This window comes from Nocardia sp. NPDC002869, assembly GCF_046764065.1.
Taxonomy (GTDB): Bacteria; Actinomycetota; Actinomycetes; order Mycobacteriales; family Mycobacteriaceae; genus Nocardia; species Nocardia rhamnosiphila.
In genome coordinates this window covers 26,030-44,360 of the sequence record NZ_JBKOOL010000028.1, presented here as the reverse complement: position 1 = coordinate 44,360, position 18,331 = coordinate 26,030, and the positions used below count along the sequence as shown (strand labels likewise).

The 18,331-nt window shown below is 69.5% G+C and carries 19 protein-coding genes; 16 read left to right on the top strand and 3 right to left on the bottom strand.

Annotation, left to right across the window (positions count from 1 at the left end; genetic code table 11):
- The 6 genes from infC to ACLML9_RS08205 all read left to right on the top strand — a co-directional run.
- Positions 1 to 448, top strand: a 448-nt coding sequence (infC, locus tag ACLML9_RS08230; protein ID WP_411944931.1) for a translation initiation factor IF-3, incomplete at its 5' end; no start/stop codon positions are given.
- A 143-nt stretch (positions 449 to 591) separates the two neighbouring features.
- Positions 592 to 786, top strand: coding sequence for a 50S ribosomal protein L35 (gene rpmI, locus ACLML9_RS08225; protein ID WP_058856754.1), 195 nt, complete (start codon positions 592 to 594; stop codon positions 784 to 786).
- A 113-nt stretch (positions 787 to 899) separates the two neighbouring features.
- Complete coding sequence (rplT, locus tag ACLML9_RS08220; RefSeq protein ID WP_030523708.1) at positions 900 to 1,280, top strand: 50S ribosomal protein L20; 381 nt, start codon at positions 900 to 902, stop codon at positions 1,278 to 1,280.
- Positions 1,281 to 1,373: 93 nt separating this feature from the next.
- The gene (locus ACLML9_RS08215) at positions 1,374 to 1,601 is read left to right on the top strand and encodes a hypothetical protein (RefSeq protein WP_411944930.1); all 228 of its coding nucleotides are present in this window, start codon (positions 1,374 to 1,376) and stop codon (positions 1,599 to 1,601) included.
- Between the two features lie 112 nt (positions 1,602 to 1,713).
- On the top strand, positions 1,714 to 1,911 hold the full coding sequence (locus tag ACLML9_RS08210; protein ID WP_411944929.1) for a hypothetical protein: 198 nt from the start codon (positions 1,714 to 1,716) through the stop codon (positions 1,909 to 1,911).
- Positions 1,912 to 2,052: 141 nt separating this feature from the next.
- Positions 2,053 to 2,880, top strand: coding sequence for a TrmH family RNA methyltransferase (locus ACLML9_RS08205; protein ID WP_411944928.1), 828 nt, complete (start codon positions 2,053 to 2,055; stop codon positions 2,878 to 2,880).
- A 46-nt stretch (positions 2,881 to 2,926) separates the two neighbouring features.
- Here ACLML9_RS08205 and ACLML9_RS08200 read toward each other — a convergent pair whose 3' ends face one another.
- On the bottom strand, positions 2,927 to 3,496 hold the full coding sequence (locus ACLML9_RS08200; RefSeq protein ID WP_411944927.1) for a TetR/AcrR family transcriptional regulator: 570 nt from the start codon (positions 3,494 to 3,496) through the stop codon (positions 2,927 to 2,929).
- Positions 3,497 to 3,593: 97 nt separating this feature from the next.
- Between ACLML9_RS08200 and ACLML9_RS08195 the strand changes: the two genes are divergently transcribed.
- Positions 3,594 to 5,045, top strand: coding sequence for a DHA2 family efflux MFS transporter permease subunit (locus ACLML9_RS08195; protein ID WP_411944926.1), 1,452 nt, complete (start codon positions 3,594 to 3,596; stop codon positions 5,043 to 5,045).
- A gap of 77 nt (positions 5,046 to 5,122) precedes the next feature.
- Here the strand turns inward: ACLML9_RS08195 and ACLML9_RS08190 are convergent, their stop codons facing one another.
- Positions 5,123 to 6,409 (bottom strand): glycosyltransferase 87 family protein, encoded by a 1,287-nt coding sequence (locus tag ACLML9_RS08190; protein WP_411944925.1) that lies wholly within the window; start codon positions 6,407 to 6,409, stop codon positions 5,123 to 5,125.
- A 168-nt stretch (positions 6,410 to 6,577) separates the two neighbouring features.
- Between ACLML9_RS08190 and pheS the strand changes: the two genes are divergently transcribed.
- The 4 genes from pheS to ACLML9_RS08170 all read left to right on the top strand — a co-directional run bounded on the left by pheS (position 6,578) and on the right by ACLML9_RS08170 (position 11,963).
- Positions 6,578 to 7,651 (top strand): phenylalanine--tRNA ligase subunit alpha, encoded by a 1,074-nt coding sequence (gene pheS / locus ACLML9_RS08185; RefSeq protein WP_411944924.1) that lies wholly within the window; start codon positions 6,578 to 6,580, stop codon positions 7,649 to 7,651.
- A 30-nt stretch (positions 7,652 to 7,681) separates the two neighbouring features.
- Positions 7,682 to 10,183 (top strand): phenylalanine--tRNA ligase subunit beta, encoded by a 2,502-nt coding sequence (pheT, locus tag ACLML9_RS08180; protein WP_411944923.1) that lies wholly within the window; start codon positions 7,682 to 7,684, stop codon positions 10,181 to 10,183.
- Between the two features lie 68 nt (positions 10,184 to 10,251).
- Positions 10,252 to 10,755: a hypothetical protein gene (locus ACLML9_RS08175; RefSeq protein WP_411944922.1), complete on the top strand. Its 504-nt coding sequence runs from the start codon at positions 10,252 to 10,254 to the stop codon at positions 10,753 to 10,755.
- A gap of 170 nt (positions 10,756 to 10,925) precedes the next feature.
- Positions 10,926 to 11,963: a hypothetical protein gene (locus ACLML9_RS08170; protein ID WP_411944921.1), complete on the top strand. Its 1,038-nt coding sequence runs from the start codon at positions 10,926 to 10,928 to the stop codon at positions 11,961 to 11,963.
- Positions 11,964 to 12,162: 199 nt separating this feature from the next.
- Here the strand turns inward: ACLML9_RS08170 and mscL are convergent, their stop codons facing one another.
- Positions 12,163 to 12,597 carry a large conductance mechanosensitive channel protein MscL gene (gene mscL, locus ACLML9_RS08165; protein ID WP_357773976.1) on the bottom strand — a complete coding sequence of 145 codons (435 nt, stop codon included), beginning with the start codon at positions 12,595 to 12,597 and terminating at the stop codon, positions 12,163 to 12,165.
- A 255-nt stretch (positions 12,598 to 12,852) separates the two neighbouring features.
- Here mscL and ACLML9_RS08160 point away from each other — a divergent pair, with 255 nt between their 5' ends.
- From ACLML9_RS08160 to ppc, 5 genes are all read left to right on the top strand, one after another.
- Complete coding sequence (locus ACLML9_RS08160; RefSeq protein WP_411944920.1) at positions 12,853 to 13,209, top strand: hypothetical protein; 357 nt, start codon at positions 12,853 to 12,855, stop codon at positions 13,207 to 13,209.
- Positions 13,210 to 13,473: 264 nt separating this feature from the next.
- Positions 13,474 to 14,676, top strand: a complete 1,203-nt coding sequence (locus ACLML9_RS08155) for a Cmx/CmrA family chloramphenicol efflux MFS transporter (RefSeq protein WP_411944919.1) — start codon at positions 13,474 to 13,476, stop codon at positions 14,674 to 14,676.
- Between the two features lie 40 nt (positions 14,677 to 14,716).
- Positions 14,717 to 14,866 carry a hypothetical protein gene (locus ACLML9_RS08150; RefSeq protein WP_411944918.1) on the top strand — a complete coding sequence of 50 codons (150 nt, stop codon included), beginning with the start codon at positions 14,717 to 14,719 and terminating at the stop codon, positions 14,864 to 14,866.
- A gap of 121 nt (positions 14,867 to 14,987) precedes the next feature.
- Positions 14,988 to 15,407 carry a VOC family protein gene (locus ACLML9_RS08145; RefSeq protein WP_411944917.1) on the top strand — a complete coding sequence of 140 codons (420 nt, stop codon included), beginning with the start codon at positions 14,988 to 14,990 and terminating at the stop codon, positions 15,405 to 15,407.
- Between the two features lie 120 nt (positions 15,408 to 15,527).
- Complete coding sequence (gene ppc, locus ACLML9_RS08140) at positions 15,528 to 18,329, top strand: phosphoenolpyruvate carboxylase (RefSeq protein WP_411944916.1); 2,802 nt, start codon at positions 15,528 to 15,530, stop codon at positions 18,327 to 18,329.
- Positions 18,330 to 18,331: the final 2 nt, after the last annotated feature.

Here is an 18,331-nt window from a genome sequence, read left to right as displayed (position 1 = left end):
CGCACGTCCGCCGGTCTGCAAGATCATGGATTACGGCAAGTTCAAGTACGAGACCGCGCAGAAGGCGCGCGAGTCCCGGAAGAACCAGGTCCAGACCGTGATCAAGGAACAGAAGCTGCGGCCGAAGATCGACGATCACGACTACGAGACCAAGAAGCGCAATGTGGTGCGCTTCCTCGAGGCGGGGTCGAAGGTCAAGGTCACCATCATGTTCCGGGGGCGCGAACAGTCCCGGCCCGAACTCGGTTTCCGGCTGTTGCAACGGCTGGCCTCCGACGTGGCGGAATTGGGTTTCGTCGAGACCTCGGCCAAGCAGGACGGTCGCAACATGACGATGGTCCTCGCCCCGCACAAGGGCGCGAAGACACGGGCCAAGGCCGCCGAGGATTCGGTCCGGTCGCAGCCCGGCAGCGCGGCCCCGGATGCCGGTCGGCCGGTCGCGCAATAACAACGGCTTCTGCCGTGCACACTGCGGCGCTCCGCCGCACATATCGCGGCGAACGCCGCAGCGGTATTGCGTCGAGCCCGCAATAACGCTGATCAGTACACCTGGTCCGCCCCTGCGCGGGCACGACACAGATTGAGGTTGCCATGCCGAAGATGAAGAGCCACAGCGGCGCTTCGAAGCGTTTCAAGGTGACCGGTAAGGGCAAGCTGCGCCGTCAGCAGGCCAACCGCCGGCACCTGCTCGAGCACAAGCCCACCCGCCGGACTCGTCGTCTGGACGGCACGGAGTCGGTCGCCCCGTCCGACGTCCGCCGTGTGAAGAAGCTGCTGGGTATCTGATCCCTTTCCCGGGACCGATACCGTCCGGTACCGCAGCCGCGACCGGACGCCGAAGAACCGACCCACTCGGGTGCGCTCGACCGGGCACCCCCAAGATCGATTAGGACTGACCAGTGGCACGCGTCAAGAGGGCCGTCAACGCTCAGAAGAAGCGCCGTTCCATCCTCGAGGCCTCCAAGGGCTACCGCGGGCAGCGCTCGCGCCTGTACCGCAAGGCCAAGGAACAGCAGCTGCACTCGCTCACCTACGCCTACCGGGACCGCCGGGCCCGCAAGGGTGATTTCCGCAAGCTGTGGATCGCCCGGATCAACGCCGCGGCCCGCGCCAACGACATCACCTACAACCGTTTCGTGCAGGGCCTGAAGGCCGCCGGTGTGGAGGTCGACCGCAAGAACCTCGCCGAGCTGGCCGTCTCCGATGCCGAGGCGTTCGCCGGTCTGGTCGCCGTCGCCAAGGCCGCGCTGCCCGAGGATGTCAACGCCCCGGCTGCCTGAGTCGTCGTTCCGGGTCCGGACCACTGTCCGGCCCGATGTGTAGAAGGCCCCCTCCTTCGCTTGGGTTCACGCGGTCGTCGCAACACTCTCCATGTGAGAGGTTGCGGCGACCGTGTCGTTTTCGGAGGATTTGGCCGAGTTTCCGGTTGGCCGTCGCGCCCACCGGGGACCGGTCGGCGGCTGCTCACCGGCGCCGGGCCGGCCACGGGACTGCGCCTGACCCGCCACGAGGCCACGCCCAGCGGCCTGCTCCTGCTCGAATACGAGGTCACCGGCCCCGCGCCGCTCGCCGAGTTCGACGGTGTCTCCCAGTTCGTCTGAAACAACTCCCACGTGTCACCGGCCCGGTCACGCCAGGGGTCCCGAATTCGCGGCGCGGGTGCGACCGGGTTGGTACTGTGACTGCTCGCAACGATGAGGCCGAGGAGCGATCATGAAACGCAGGGTGTCGAATATTGTTGCCGCTGCGGCAGTTTCACTGGCGATCGGCCTGCAGCCGGCCTCGGCTGCCGCAGCGGAAATCGCGGTGCTGCCCGCCCTGCCCGCCGAGCGGATCGAGACGACGACGGCGCCGTTCGATCCGATCTGCCCGCTGTGCTTCGTACGCGAATTCCTGGAGACCTTCTCCTAGTCTTCTCCGGGATGTTTCGGCGCCGAGTTCCGCGGACCAGCCGTCGGCCCGGGCCGAGATCGGCCGGAGATGGCCGCAAACCGAGCGCACGGCGGTGGCGGCCCGCCGATGCGGGCGCCGGCAACCCTCTACGATCTCCTGGTGCCCGACCGATATGAACCCATCGACGTGCGGAATCCCCGCGTGGTCGCCGCCGTCAAACTCCATCGTGGCGTAGCGCGTAAGCGGGCCGGCAGATTTCTGGCCGAGGGCGCGAATTCGGTCGGCGCCGCCCTCGAAGTCGGCCGGGTCCGCGAACTCTTCTACTCCGCCGAGGGCGCGACCCGCGAGCATGCGCTGATCGCCGGAGCCGAGGCCGACGGCGTGCGCACCACACTGGTCTCCGACCGGGCCGCGCAGGCGCTGGGGGAGACGGTCACGCCGCCCGGTCTGGTGGCCGTCTGTGATCTGGTCGATGTGCCGCTGGACCGGATTCTGGCCACGGATCCCGGAGTGAGTGTTCCGCGAATACTGGCGGTGCCGGTGGCGATCGCCGATCCGGGCAATGCGGGCACCCTGATCCGGGTGGCCGACGCGGTCGGCGTGGACGCCGTGGTGCTGGCCGGTGACAGCGTGGATCCGCACAACGGAAAATGCGTACGTTCCTGCGCGGGCAGCCTCTTCCACGTCCCGATCGTGCGCGCCCGCGATACCGCCGCGGTGCTGGATCGGATCGAGGCCGCGGGTATCACCACCGTGGCGACCACCGCCGCCGGCGAGGTCGATCTCGAAGAGGCCGGCGACCTGTTCACCCGGCCGGTCGCCTGGTTGTTCGGTAACGAGGCCCACGGCCTGGACCCGGAGGTCGCGCGCCGGGCCCGGCACCGTGTCCGGATCCCGATCCGGGGGCGGGCCGAAAGCCTGAACCTGGCCACGGCCGCCGCGATCTGCCTCTACGCGAACTCGCGTACCCGCTTCGGACGCGGCTGATCAGGGCGTCGGCCCAGGTGAGGCGGTTTCGGTCCGGAGCGGTGATTCACATTCCGTGCTCGTACAGATCGGTGAGGATGTCCTGGGCCCAGTCGGCCGCGATGGCCTCCGGGCCGGTGACCCGCAGCGCGGCCATCACGGTGAGCAACATGCCGGTCGAGAGGAATCGCCGGGTGTCGGCGACCGACGCGCCGGTGAGTTCTCGGACGAGCCGGTAGATGCGGCCGTACCGGTCGCGGATAACCGGGCCGACCTCGGGATCGCCGGCCGCCGCGAAGGCGTGCAGTAGCACCTGCAGCAAGGTGCGCTCGGCGAGGAATTGCTCGTAGGCCTCTGACAGCGCGCCCAAGCCGGGTTCCGGTCCGGCCCCCGCGGCGGCCGCGGAGAAGACCTCCTCGATGCGATCACAGACCTGGGCGACGGCAGCGAGGAACAGACGCTGTTTGGAACCGAAGAGGCGGATGACGTACGGCTGGGAGACGCCGGCCCGGCGGGCGATCTCGTCGGTCCGGGTGGCCGCGTAGCCGGATTCCGCGAAGGCCTCGACCGCCGCGGTCAGTACCTGAGCCCCCCGTTCGCCGGCGGTCATCCTGGTCCGGCTCGTCGATTCCGGCATGGTCCTCCTCGTCGTTTCGTTCGCTCTTGACATGTTATCAGTCGATGCATACCGTCGAAGCAGACTAGTTATCAGTCGATTACAACAAGGACGGGTTATGACCGAGATCTTGACTTCACCAGTGACGACACCACTCGCGCCCCCGGTGGTCACACCGCCGGCCGGCCCCGGCCGGCGACCGCTCGCCGCCGTACTCGCCGCGGTCGGTATTCCGATGTTCATGGTCACGCTGGACAATCTGGTGGTCACCAACGCGCTCCCGGTGATCCGCGCCGAGCTGAACGCCTCGCTCGGCGACCTCCAGTGGTTCGTCAACGCCTACACCCTGTCGTTCGCCGCCCTGCTGCTCACCGCCTCCGCCCTCGGCGACCGGCTGGGCCGCCGCCGCGTGTTCCTGGCGGGTATCGCAGTGTTCACCGCCGCCTCGGCGGCCTGCGCGCTCGCCACCGATCCGGCGATGCTGGTCGCCGCGCGGGTGGTGCAGGGCTTCGGCGGCGCCGCGGTGATGCCGCTGTCGTTGACCCTGCTCTCCGACGCGGTACCGGAACGGTTGCGCAGCGCGGCCATCGGGATCTGGGGCGGTATCGCCGGGCTCGGCGTGGCCGTCGGCCCGTTGCTCGGCGGCGCCGTGGTCGACGGATTGAGCTGGCAGTGGATCTTCTGGGTCAATGTGCCCATCGGCGTCCTGGTGCTGCCGCTGGTGGTCTGGACACTGCGTGACTCGCGGGGCGGCGGCGGCCGCCTGGACCCGGCGGGTCTGGTCCTGGCTTCGGCGGGCGTGCCGGCGGTCGTCTGGGGCATCGTGCACGGCGCCGACGACGGCTGGAATTCGGGCGGGGTGCTCACCGCGCTGATCGGCGGCGCGGTACTGCTGGGCGCGCTCATCGCCTGGGAGCACCGGGCCGCGGCCCCCATGCTGGCGCCGCGGCTCTTCCGGATCCGGGCCTTCGGCGTCGCCAATGTGGTGGCCTTCGCCTTCTCGATCGGCGTTTTCGGGTCGATCTTCCTGCTCGCCCAGTTCTTCCAGGTGGTGCAGGGGTACAGCCCGTTCGAATCCGGTATCCGGACCATGCCGTGGACCATGGCGCCGATGGTGGTGGCCCCGCTCGCGGGCCTGGTGATCGACCGCGTCGGGGCCCGGGTCCTGCTGGTCTCCGGGCAGGCACTGCTCGCGGTGGCGCTGGCCTGGATGGCCGCCATCACCTCGGTGGACCTCGGCTACGGCACGTTCGTGGCGCCGCTGCTCCTCGCGGGAGTGGGGATGGGCCTGACCTTCGCGCCACTGGCGACCGTGGTGATGGCGGCCGTACCGGAGGCGGACCGTTCCGTGGCCTCGGGCACCAACAACACGGTGCGCGAGGTCGGCGTGGCGGTGGGTATCGCGGTTCTGGCCTCCGTATTCGCCTCGTACGGTGCGTACACGGACCCGCAGAGCTATGTGGACGGGCTGGTACCGGCGGTCTGGGTCGGGGCGGGGATCGTCGCGGCCGGGGCGCTGGCCGCCGCATTGCTCCCGGGCCGGGCGACCGTGCGGGAGCCGGTGAATTGACGAGTGCCATCCGCCCCGGCGGGCGGAACCCGGTAGCGGATGAATCGGATCGGCGGCGCGCACCGGCGCGTCGCCGATCAGCGTTCGCGGACCGAGACCAGCGATTCCCTGGCGTCGGCGGGAACGGCCGGGCCGGGCGTGCGCTGCCGCCGGCTCGCGGTCGTGTACAGCACGACCAGCAGCAGGCTGAACCAGACGTAGCCGTTGCCGATCACCTTGTCCCAGGCCGACCAGCCCAGCTCCCGGCCGTCGTTACCGGGCAGGTCGCTGTGTTTGGCCAGCACGAAGACCACCGCGGTGGCAACCGCCGCGGCATACCAGCCGCGCGCCTGCGACCACGGCCGGGTGGTCGCGTAGCCGATCATCGCCAGCAGCGCGGGCGCCACCCATACCCAATGGTGCGACCAGGAAATGGGCGAAACGAGCAGCGCTACCACCGCGTTGACCGCCAGCGCGATCATCGGGGGTGTCCCGGTCCGCCGGATGGCCGCCACCGCCACCGCCACGAGCGCGAGGGCGGCGAGCAGCCACAGCGCGGTGGCCAGAGTGCCGGTGACCTCGAAGCGGGCCAGCACGGCCTGGATGGACTGGTTGGTCTGGAACTCCGAGCCGCTGAGCCCACCGACATTGCCGAAGCCGCCGAACCAGTACCGCACCGATTCGTCGGGCATCACCGCGAAACCGATCGCCGTGGCGATCGCACCGCTGATCGCGGCCGTCACGGCGGCTTTGTAGTCCTTGCGGATGAGGAAATACAGGACGAAAGCCGCCGGGGTCAGTTTGATCGCCGCGGCGATACCCAGCAGCATCCCGCGCGGCCAGCGCGGATTGCGGGTCAGGCAGTCGGCGGCGACCAGACCCATCAGGATCAGATTGACCTGGCCGAAATCCAGGGTGGACCAGACCGGCTCGAGCAGCAGCGCGAGCGGGGTCGCGGTCGCGGTGACCACCAGGGCGAGTTTGCGCTGGTCCTGACCCGGCCAGACCTGCCGGGCCACCAGGAACAGAGTCATCGCCAGCGCGCCGATGGAGACCACCAGATAGGCGATCACCGAGGCGGCCCACGGCAGCAGTGCGTAGAGCCCGAGCGCCAGCGCGGCGAACGGCGGGTAGATGAACGGGAGGCTGATATCGGCGGCCGTCTCCGGGAGATGACCGTAGAGATCGCCGCCGGCCCGCCACTCCTCGACCCCGAGCCGATAGACCTCGAGGTCGATGTACTCGCCGCTGATGGCGCGGAACGGATCGATCGGGTGTGACATACACACCCACGTCACGACCACCGCCAGGAGCGGCAGCAGCCAGACCGCCTGCCGGCGGGCACGTCCGGCGAGCGTCTCGGTGCGGGTCAAGGCGTTCGTCATCGGAGGGGACTTTACCGGTTGACGGTGTCCGTGTACCGGGCAGTGAGCGGCGGGGGATATCGGCGTGAGCCCGGTGGGGGCCATCGAATACGATTCCACCAGCACCAATACGGGCGCCGGAGCCGACCGCGCCCGCTCACCGATGCCCAGGGGAGAGACGAGTAGACCGTGGCCGACGACACCGACGCAGGCGCAGCGACCGGCGGGCAGGAATCCGCCCTCACCGAAGAAGCCCTGGCCGCCGCGGCCGCGGCGGCCGAGAAGGACTTCGCGGCCGCTGCCGATCTGGACGCGCTCGCGAGCGCGAAAACCGAGCATATGGGCGGCCGGTCGCCGATCGCGCTGGCCCAGCGGTCGCTGGGATCGCTACCCAAATCGGAGAAGGCCGACGCCGGTAAGCGGGTGAACAAGGCGCGGGCGCGGGTATCGGAGGCGTTCGAGGAGCGGCAGCGGACGCTGCTCGCCGAACGTGATGCCGCGGTGCTGGTCGCCGAGGCGATCGATGTCACGCTCCCGGCCGACCGGGGGCCGGTGGGTGCCCGGCATCCGATCACCGTCATCTCCGAGCAGGTCGCCGATGTCTTCGTCGGAATGGGCTGGGAGATCGCCGAGGGGCCGGAGGTGGAGACCGAGCATTTCAACTTCGACGCGCTCAACTTCCTGCCCGACCACCCCGCGCGCACCATGCAGGACACCTTCCATATCGCACCGGCCGGTTCGCGCCAGGTGCTGCGCACCCACACCTCCCCGGTGCAGGTGCGGTCCATGCTGGAACGTGACCTGCCGATCTATGTGGTGTGCCCGGGGCGCACCTTCCGCACCGACGAGCTCGATGCCACTCATACTCCGGTGTTCTCCCAGGTCGAGGGGCTGGCCATCGACAAGGGCCTGACCATGGCGCATCTGCGCGGCACGCTGGACGCGTTCGCGCGGGCCCTGTTCGGTCCCGAGACCACCACCCGGATCCGGCCCAACTACTTCCCGTTCACCGAACCCTCGGCCGAGGTCGATGTCTGGTTCCCGGACAAGAAGGGCGGCGCCGGCTGGGTCGAATGGGGCGGTTGCGGCATGGTCAACCCGAAGGTGCTGATCGCCAGCGGGATCGATCCCGACGAGTACAGCGGCTTCGCGTTCGGTATGGGGCTGGAGCGGACGCTGCAGTTCCGCAACGGCATTCCCGATATGCGCGACATCGTCGAGGGTGATGTGCGGTTCACTCTGCCCTTCGGTATCCGGTCCTGACCTTTTTCGAGCGAGAGAGCGAACGTCACAGTGCGAGTAGCGCAGTCCTGGCTGACCGAAACGATCCGCCGCACCGTCCCCGACTGGGAGGTGACGCCGAAGGAACTCGACGCCGGATTCGTCCGGGTCGGGCTCGAAGTGGAAGAGGTCGACGAGCTGGAACGAGTGGGCGGGGATATCGAACACCCGCTGGTGGTCGGCCGGGTCGCCGAGATCACCGAGCTCACCGAGTTCAAGAAACCCATCCGGTTCTGCAAGGTCGATATCGGCGCGGAACAACTACAGGAGATCGTCTGCGGAGCGAATAATTTCGCGGTCGGTGACCTGGTCGTCGTGGTGCTGCCCGGCGGTGTGCTGCCGGGCGGTTTCGCCATCTCCTCCCGCAAGACCTACGGCCGCGTATCCCACGGCATGATCTGCTCGGTCGCCGAACTCGGTATCGGCAAGGACCATTCGGGCATCCTGGTGCTGGAACCCGGCACCGCCGAACCCGGTACCGACGCCAACGACCTGCTCGGTCTCGGCGATACCGTTATCGAACTGAACATCACTCCCGACCGGGGCTACTGCTTCTCGGTCCGCGGCCTGGCCCGCGAACTGGCCTGCAGTTTCGATCTCGAATACGCCGATCCGGCCGTTCGCACCCTCCCCGGGGGGCCCGACGCATGGCCGGTGGACGTGGCACCGGAATCGGGCTGCACCCGCTTCGGCGTCCGCCGGGTCACCGGAATCGATCCGCACGCGGTGAGCCCGTGGTGGTTGCAGCGCCGATTGCTGCTGGCGGGCGTGCGGCCCATCTCCCCGGCGGTCGACGTCACCAACTACGTGATGCTGGAACTCGGACAGCCGCTGCACGCCTTCGACGCGGCGAAACTCAGCGGCGGTCTGGTGGTGCGCCGCGCGCGCCCCGGCGAGACCCTGCGCACTCTCGACGAGGTCGAACGCGAACTCGACGCCGAGGATGTGGTGATCGCCGACGACACCGGGGTGGTCTCGCTGGCCGGTGTGATGGGTGGCGCGTCCACCGAGGTGGGCCCGGAGTCCACCGATATCGTCCTCGAGGCCGCCACCTGGGATCCGCTGTTCATCTACCGCACCGCCCGCCGCCACAAACTGGTGTCGGAGGCGAGTAAACGCTACGAGCGGGTGGTGGACCCGGAACTGAACCTGGCCGCGCTGGACCGGGCCGCGTCCCTGCTCGCGGAGATCGCCGGGGGCACGGTGGAGCCCACGCTCACCGATATCCGGCTGCCGCTGACCCCGCCGGCCCCGATCCGGATGGACATCGACCTGCCCGACCGGGTGGCCGGTGTCCAGTACGCTCCCGGCACGTCCGCGCGCCGCCTCACCCAGATCGGCTGCCATGTCGAGGTGGCGGTCGACGAGACCAGCGGCCACGGTCAGCTGGTGGTGACGCCGCCGAGCTGGCGGCCGGATCTCGACCAGCCGGCCGACCTGGTGGAAGAGGTGCTGCGACTCGAGGGTCTGGAACAGATCCCGCTGGTGCTGCCGCAGGCGCCCGCCGGGCGCGGCCTCACCGCGGTGCAGCGCCGCCGCCGCGCGGTGAGCCGGGCGCTGGCCTTCGCCGGCTGTGTCGAGGTGCCACCGCCGGTGTTCCTGCCCGCGGGGGTCTTCGACACCTGGGGGCTGGACGCCGACGACCCCCGCCGCACCACCACCCGGGTACTGAACCCGCTGGACGTCGAACGCGCCGAACTCGCCACCACACTGCTGCCGGGCCTGCTGGAGATCGCGGTCCGCAATATCTCCCGTGGCGCCCGTGATCTGTCGCTCTACGGCATCGCCCAGGTCGTGCTGCCCGGCCCGGACACCGCGCCGGTGGCGCCGCTGCCGGTGGACCGCCGCCCGACCGACGCCGAGGTCGCCGAACTGCTGGCCTCGCTGCCCGATCAGCCCCAGCACGTCGCGGTGGTGCTCACCGGCCGCCGGGAACCCCGCGGTCCGTGGGGTCCGGGGCGGGCGGCCGAAGCCGCCGACGCGTTCGCGCTCGCCGATGTGATCGCCGCGGCCGCCGGGGTCGAACTCGAACGCCGGCCCGGTAAGCGCCTGCCGTGGCATCCGGGGCGGTGCGCCGAGCTGATGGTGGACGGTGTCGTGATCGGCTACGCGGGTGAATTGCATCCCGGAGTACTGGAACGCTCGGGTCTGCCGCCGCGTACCTGCGCCCTGGAACTGGATCTGGACGCACTGCCGCTGCGCGAGGCCCGGCCCGCGCCGGCCATCTCGCCGTTCCCGGCCGTGCTGCAGGACGTCTCGGTGAGCGTCGCGCACGATGTTCCGGCGGCGGAGGTGGAGACCGCACTGCGATCCGGTGGCGGGGAACTGCTCGAGGATATCGCGCTGTTCGACGTGTACGCGGGCACGCAGGCCGGGGAGGGGCGTAAATCGCTCACCTACGCCCTGCGTTTCCGGGCCACCGACCGCACCCTCACCGAGGATGAGGCCAGCGCGGCGCGCGATGCCGCCGTGGCCGCGGCGGCGGACGCGGTGGGCGCGGTGCTCCGAGCCTAGGAGAGCCGTTCTCCGGCAACGTGGTCGGTGCGTCCGAACGGGCGGACCGGACGTCGTAGGCTGGTCGCATGACTGAACCCAGCACAGGCGATCCGGGCGCGCTCGCCGCGCGGTTGGCGGCCCTGCCCGACGAGCAGTTGCTGGCCGTCCTGGTGGTGGCCGCGGCGGGCCGCGACAAGCTGGCCCCGCTGTACGAAGCCGCCACCCGGCTGCTGTCGGAAACCGGGCAGAGCGCGGTGGCGCCCGGTGTGATTCCCGGCACCCCGCAGCCCCCGGGCTATGGGGCCGCCTCGGACCTCGGTTCGTCGTCGCAGGTGGGCGGGGGTGCCGGCGCGGCAGCCGAGCCGAGCGGGGGAGCGGCCGGTGGTTACAGCGCATCCGGTGTGCCGACGTTCGGGTCCGTTCGCGATAAGGTCGAGCGGCGTTTCGGCACCGCGTTCGGTGCGCGGGCACTCGGTAGGCAGAGCCCGGCCGGCCGCGGCGCCGACGACCAGTGGGAAGCGCGTGAACAGGCCGCGCGGGAACGTCTGGCACAGATTCGCACCTCCTTGCACGAGGGCGAAGGGTCCTGATCCCGCCCGGCCCGCGCCGGAGCGACAGGGGACACACCCGATGAGGCGATACCTCCGCCTTTGCTGCGGTCTCCGCCCACCGCATGAAGCTGTTTCGGAGGAGGATCTGTGAGGCGATGCCTTCGCCGCGGTATCCGCCGCCCGCATGAAGCCGCTCCGAAGGAGAATTTGTGACCGAGGCCGATATTGCACGCGTACTCGCCGGCCGACTGCTCGACGCCCAGGTGCAGTGGCTGCTGAACGAAGTGAGCGGGGACCGGTTCGCCGAAGTCGTCGCCCGGGATGTGGCGGCCGTGCTCGAGGTTGCGGGCACGGTGCGCGCGGGCGAGGTGGTCGAGGTCGAACAGCTAGAGCAGACCGTGGCCACCCTGGTCGACAAGGTGGGCGGCAGCGCGGTCCTGGCGGATACCGCCGGTCTGTTCGCCGACGCGATCTACGACAGTATCGCCGCCAACGAGGACCACACCTTGGGCGAACTGGTCGAACGCGAACCGGTCGAGGCGCTGCTGCAGAAGATCGTGGATATGCACCGGACCCAGGAACGGGTTCTGGAACGACTGACCGACAGTCCCCTGGTGGCCACCGTCGCCTCCAAATTCGTCGACAAACTGGTCGGGGATTTCGTGGAGGTCAACCGGCAGCGCGCGGAGAAGATCCCCGGTATGGGCACGCTCATGTCGATCGGGCAGTCGGCCGCCGACCGCGCCCGCAAGGCCGCCGAATCCAACAGCATCCTCGGCGATATCGCGGGCAAGGGCGCCCTGTACGCCCTCAAACGCACCAACAACGCCATCCGCGAAATGCTGCGCGACGCCCCCGTGCACGACGCCACCATGGAGTTCTGGGATCTACACGCCGACGAACCGATCAGCGGCCTGCGGGAGTACCTCACGAAACAGGACCTCCACGAACTCGTCGGGCTCTGTTACCGCATCGCGGTGACCACCCGGGAGAAGGAGTACTTCGGCCTGCTGGTGGCCGAATGCGTGCAGGTTTTCCACGAGAGGTACCGGGACCATACGCTCGCCGAGCTGCTCCCGGAGTTGGGCCTCACCGGCGAGGACATCGTCACCGAGATCCTGCGCTACGGTCCCGCGGTGGTGGCGGCCGCCGAACGGGACGGGGTGCTGGCGGGATTGATCCGGGAACGACTGGAACCCTTCTACTACTCCGACGAGATCTTGGAGATCCTCACGCCGGCCGAGTAGTGGAGGCGGCACCGTACCGTCGATCGGGCGCATCGCTCACCGCCGGGCCACGACCGCCCGTTCCACCGTGCCGAAGGTGATGTCACTGATTTTGCCGAGGTTGGCCGGCAGCATGATGTCGGTGCGGCCGGTGAACAGGTTGATACGACGCGTGATTCGAACGATCGGCCGGTCACCGCCGGCCGCGAAGGTCCGCCGTCTAGGAGGAGCGCACCTGCGCGGTGTCCTTCTTGTCCAGTTCGGCACGTTCGGCGAGCAGATCGCGGATCTCGGTCAGCAGGGCGATATCGGCCGGGGTCGACGGTTCGGCGTCCACCTTGTTGCGGACGTAGAAGCGTTTCTGCATGGTCTTCATCGGCAGGATGAGCGCGAAATACAGCACCGCCGCGACCATGACGAAATCGATGGCGGCGCTGATGATCGGGCCGAGCGCGATGAAGGTCGCGGGTTTGCCCGCGAGCAGTGTGACACCGAAACCGAACTGGCCGCTGCCGCCGAGGACGGCCAGCAACGGTTCCACCACGCCCTTGGTCACCGAACTCACCACCGCGGTGAACGCGGTGCCCATCACGACGGCGACGGCCAGATCGATGACGTTCCCGCGCATGAGGAAGTCTTTGAAACCTTTGAGCACCAATCCACTCCATATCGAACGCTGCTGTTCACCGCCGGTCCCGGTCTCGGCCGCTGAGCGGTACCGCTGCGATCGTCCCGGTGCTACACCGCAGGTGATAGTGGCAGCCGGGATTGCGCCGCGCAAACCGGCAGCGATCGGGTGCGTGCCCGGCCCGCCGGAATCCGCGTCCCGGGTGCGTCGCCGGACCGGCGGCCGCGCCGCACCGCGCTAGGGTCGAGGCAACGCCGGGGGAAACAGCTATCAGGAGGAACCGTGGCATCGACGACACTGCTGGGCCGGGCGGTCCGGGGCTTCAACACGGGAGTGGTCGCCCTGCTCGACGCACCGGTGCTGGGCCCCCTGCTGGGTAAGGGGTTCGTGGAGATCGAGTACGTGGGGCGGCGATCGGGCCGGACGTTCCGGACCCCGGTGAACTATGTGAAGAGGGACGGCGGCCTGCTCATCGGTGTCGCCATGCCCGATAAGAAGACCTGGTGGCGCAATTTCCTCGGCGAGGGCGCGCCCATTGTGCTGCACTTCCGCGACGGCGATCGGCGCGGGCACGCGACCGCCCGGCGCGACGAGAAGGGCCGGGTCGGCGTGCGGGTCCGGTTCGACGAGCCCGGCTGAGTTCGGCGCGGGTATCGAGAGCACGGGCGGTTCGTTGTCGCGGGGCGCGGAAACAGCTGTGCGGTAGGCCGGGCGAGCCGGTAACCTTCCTGCCGTGTCGAGCCCGGAAGCATCCAGAGCAGGGCTGCCGGTCATCCCCGTCAGCCCCTGACCTTTCGCTACCCGTTCGCCGTGCCGCCTGCCGGCCGCACGGTCATCCGGTGATTCCCGGGCGCTGACCGGGGTGACGAGACGATTCCTGTCTCTTCCACCTCGGAGCCTTTCATGCCTTTCACTCTCTACCTGCTCGCCCTGGCGGTCTTCGCCATGGGCACTTCGGAATTCATGCTCGCCGGTCTCGTCCCGGATATCGCGGCCGATCTCGGTGTGGACCTCGGCGCCACCGGTCTGCTGACCTCGGCGTTCGCCATCGGAATGGTCGTGGGCGCACCGCTGATGGCGGGTCTCGCCCGGGACTGGCCGATCCGGTCGAGCCTGCTGGGTTTTCTGCTGTTGTTCCTGGCCGCGCATATCGCCGGAGCGGTGACCGGCGGTTTCTCCGTCCTGGTCGCCACCAGGGTGGTGGCCGCCGTCGCGAACGCCGGGTTTCTCGCGGTCGCGCTGACCGCGGCCGCGGCGCTGGTTCCCGCCGGACGGCAGGGCCGGGCGCTGGCGATCCTGCTGGGTGGTACCGCCCTCGCCACGGTGGCGGGGGTGCCGGGTGGCGCGCTACTCGGGGCGGTGCTCGGCTGGCGGGCCGCCTTCTGGGCGCTCGCGCTGCTGTGCCTGCCGGCCGCGGCCGGTGTCGTCCTGGCCGGAATGCCCGGCCGCTCGGGGCAGACCGCCGCCCCCGACTTCCGTCGCGAACTCGCGCAGTTGCGACGCCCGCGGTTGCTCGCGGTCATGCTGCTGGGAGCGCTCGTCAACGCGGCGACTTTCGCCAGCTTCACTTTCCTCGCGCCGTTGGTCACCGGGACGGGTGGGTTCGGTGCGTTCTGGGTGCCGGTAGTGCTGGTGCTGTTCGGCGGGGGTTCCTTCGCCGGTGTGACCGTCGCCGGGCGTTTGTCCGACGAGTACGCCGCGGTGGTGATCGCGGTCGGGGGCCCGCTGCTGTGCGGTGGCTGGTTCGCGCTCGCGGTGACCGCCGACCGTCCCGTCGCCCTGCTCGTCTTGGTGTGCGTGCTGGGGGCGCTGTCGTTCGGGGTGGGGAGCACGCTGATCGCACGCGTGCTCTACGAGGCCGCGGGCGCGCCGACCATGGCGGGTTCCTATGCGACGGCGGCGTTGAATATCGGTGCCGCGGCAGGGCCCGCGCTGGCGGGGCTCGCCCTGGGGTCCGGTTGGGGTGACCGGGGGCCGATGTGGCTGAGCGGTGTCCTGGTGGGAGTGGCGCTGCTGCCGGCACTGCGTTTCCGCGCGATATTCACCGGGGCGGCGACCCGCCAGGACGACAGAGCCGCTGTGCGAGCGCGGTGTATCGGCCGGTGAACCGCAGGTGGCGTAAACGGAACGTTACCGGCTCTGGACCGTGACCACCGTGATCATGACGGTGGTCTCGGCGGCCATGCCACCCATGCTGCTCACCAACTGCGCCGAACTGGTGTTCACCGGAGGTGTCGTCGTGACCCCGGTATGGCCGGCGAAGCAGTCCCGGGCTGCCGGTGTCACGCTGTGCTGAACAATTTTCGGGCCGGGCGATGAATTCCGCGACCGGGACACGTCGTGTGTGGTGTACATACCGGCCGGCGGAATACCCGGCCGGACCCGGTACGGGCGTGCCCGCAGCGAAGGAGAATCGGATGACCCACGGCCAAGACCTCGCACTGTCGCATATCGGTGTGCTGGTCGGAGATCAGCAGGAGGCCCTCGAGTTCTACCGGGATGTGATCGGCCTCGAGGTCCGCGCGGATCTGCCGCTGGGCCCGCTGCGCTGGGTCACCGTGGGGCCGGCCGGACAGCCCGGTATCGAGTTCATCCTGGAGACCCCGTCCATGGTGCCCGACCCCGAGCAGAGCGCCGAGGCCCGGCGCCGGCTGGACGCGGGCGCGCACGGCACGCTGATCTTCGTCACGGAAGCGGTGGACGAGACCTTCGCGCGGCTGCGCGACGCCGGGGTCCGGGTCACCCAGGAACCCGCCGACCAGCCCTATGGCGTGCGCGACTGTGGTTTCGCCGATCCCTGGGGAAACTTCCTGCGTTTCTCCCAGCCGCTGGGCTGAGGGCAGGAGGGGCGTCACCTGTGCCGATAGCGGGGTTCCGCGGCGTCCGGCGCACCCGGCCGGCCCCGGCCGTGTGCGTCGTCACAGCTACCGGCACGGTGGCCGTCCATACTCTTGATCATGGGCGATGCGCAGACCGCTGAAGGAAACGACGCGACCCTGCCGCTGCGCGAGGACATCCGGTTCCTCGGCGGCGTGCTCGGCGACACCATTCGCGATCACGAGGGCCCCGAGGTCTTCGACCTCGTGGAGCGGGTGCGGGTGGAGGCGTTCCGAGTCCGGCGGGAGGAGGTGGAGCGCAGCGCGGTCGGCGAAATGCTGGCCGGGGTGGACATCGCGGTGGCACTGCCGCTGATCCGGGCGTTCAGTTATTTCGTCCTGCTGGCCAATCTCGCCGAGGACATCCAGCGCGACCGCCGCCGCGCCGCGCACGAGGCAGCGGGCGAAGCCCCGCAGGACTCCTCCCTGGCCGCCACCTACCGGAAACTGGACGCGGCCGCGGTGCCGGGGGAACGGGTCGCGGAACTGCTGGCCGACGCGCTGGTGTCCCCGGTGATCACCGCGCACCCCACCGAGACCCGGCGCCGTACGGTGTTCGACACCCAGACCCGCATCACCGAATTGATGCGCCGACGGCAGCGGGCCCCCGAATCCGAACGGGCACAGCTCGAGCTCGAGATCCGGCGGCAGGTACTCACTCTCTGGCGTACGGCGCTGATCAGGTTGTCGCGGCTGCGTATCCAGGACGAGATCGCGGTCGGCCTGCGGTACTACGAACTCACCTTGTTCGATGTCATCCCCGCCATCAACGCGAGCGTCCGCACGGCGCTGGGGTCGCGCTGGCCCGAGCACCGGTTGCTGTCGAAACCCATGTTGCGGCCCGGTTCGTGGATCGGCGGGGACCGGGACGGTAACCCGTATGTGACGGCGGAGGTGGTGCGTACGGCGGCCGCGCAGGCCGCGGGGGTGGCGTTCGCGCGCTACCTGCGCGAACTGGTGCAGTTGGAGAAGACGCTGGCGCTGTCGGCGCGGCTGGTCCCGGTGACCGCGGAACTGCGCGCGCTCGCCGACAGCGGCTATCCGGACCCGAAGACCTACGCCGACGAACCGTATCGGCGGGCGCTGTACGGCATCCGGGTCCGGCTCACCGCGACCGCGCGGCGCGCCGTCGCCGCGCTGGACCCCGAGGCGGCGGGCCCCTGGGAGTTCGAATCGTCCGCCGCCGGCGAGGGCGCCTCCGGCGCTCCCTACGGCACACCCCAGGAGTTGCTCGACGATCTCGACGCCGTCGATGCCTCGCTGCGCGCCGGCGGAGACGCACTGCTCGCCGACGACCACCTCGCGGCGCTGCGCTGTGCGGTGGAGACCTTCGGGTTCCATCTGCAGGGCCTGGATATGCGTCAGAATTCCGAAACCCATGAGCAGGTCGTGGCCGAACTGCTGGCCTGGGCGGGCGTACATCCGGACTATTCGAGCCTGACCGAGTCCGAGCGGGTGGACCTGCTCACCCGGGAACTGCGTACCCGCCGCCCGCTGCTGGGACCGCGGGCGCGGATCGGCGAGCAGGCGGCCAAAGAGCTGGGAGTCATCCGTGCGGGCGCCGCCGTGGTGGCCGCGCTGGGCCCGGACGCGGTCCCCAACTACATCATCTCGATGTGTACCTCGGTCAGCGATCTCCTCGAGGCCGCCCTGCTGCTCAAGGAGGGCGGCCTGCTGGAATTGGGAGACGCGGACAGCGGACCCTCCTGCCCGGCCGGGATCGTGCCGCTGTTCGAAACCATCGAGGATCTGGCGGCCGGGGCGTCGACGCTGGCCGCGGCACTCCAGGTACCGGAGTACCGGGAGCTGGTGGCGGCACGCGGAATGCGTCAGGAGGTGATGCTCGGCTACTCCGATTCGAACAAGGACGGCGGATACCTGGCCGCGAACTGGGCGCTGTACCGGGCGGAACTGGACCTGGTGGAGCTGGCGCGCGAACAGGGGATCCGGCTGCGGCTGTTCCACGGTCGCGGCGGCACCGTCGGGCGCGGCGGGGGCCGCAGCTACGACGCGATCCTCGCGCAGCCCGCCGGCGCCGTGCGGGGTTCCCTGCGGCTGACCGAACAGGGCGAGGTCATCGCGGCGAAATACGCCGAACGCGGCGCCGCGCACCGCAATCTCGAATCGCTCATCGCGGGCACCCTCGAATCGACGCTGCTGGATGTCGAGGGGCTGGGCGCCGATGCCGAGCCCTCCTACGCGCTCATGGACGAACTCGCGGACCGGGCCCGCGCCGCCTATGCGCGGCTGGTGCATGAAACCCCGGGCTTCGTCGAGTACTTCCGGCAGTCGACCCCGGTCGCCGAGGTGGGCGACCTCAATATCGGCAGCCGTCCCGCCTCCCGCAAACCCACCAACTCGGTCTCGGATCTGCGGGCCATTCCGTGGGTGATGGCCTGGAGTCAGGCCCGGGTGATGCTGCCCGGCTGGTACGGCACCGGGACCGCGCTCGAGGAGTGGATCGACGGCGATCCCGACCGGCTCGCCCGGCTCTCGGATCTGTACCGGCGGTGGCCGTTCTTCCGGACCGTGCTGTCGAATCTCGCGCAGGTGATGGCGAAGAGCGATCTCGATATCGCCGGCCGGTACGCCGAACTGGTCGACGATATCGATCTGCGCAAGCGCATCTTCGGGATGATCGAGCGCGAGCACGCCCGGACTGTCGCCGTCCATGCCGCCATCACCGGCAACGATCATCTGCTGGCCGACAATCCGTCGCTGGCGGAATCCATCCGCAACCGGTTCCCGTATCTGGAACCGCTGAACCAGATGCAGGTCGAACTGTTGCGCCGGTTGCGTGCCGGAGACGATTCCGAACTGGTGAAACGCGGCATCCTATTGACGATGAACGGTTTGGCCACGGCGCTGCGCAACTCGGGCTGACC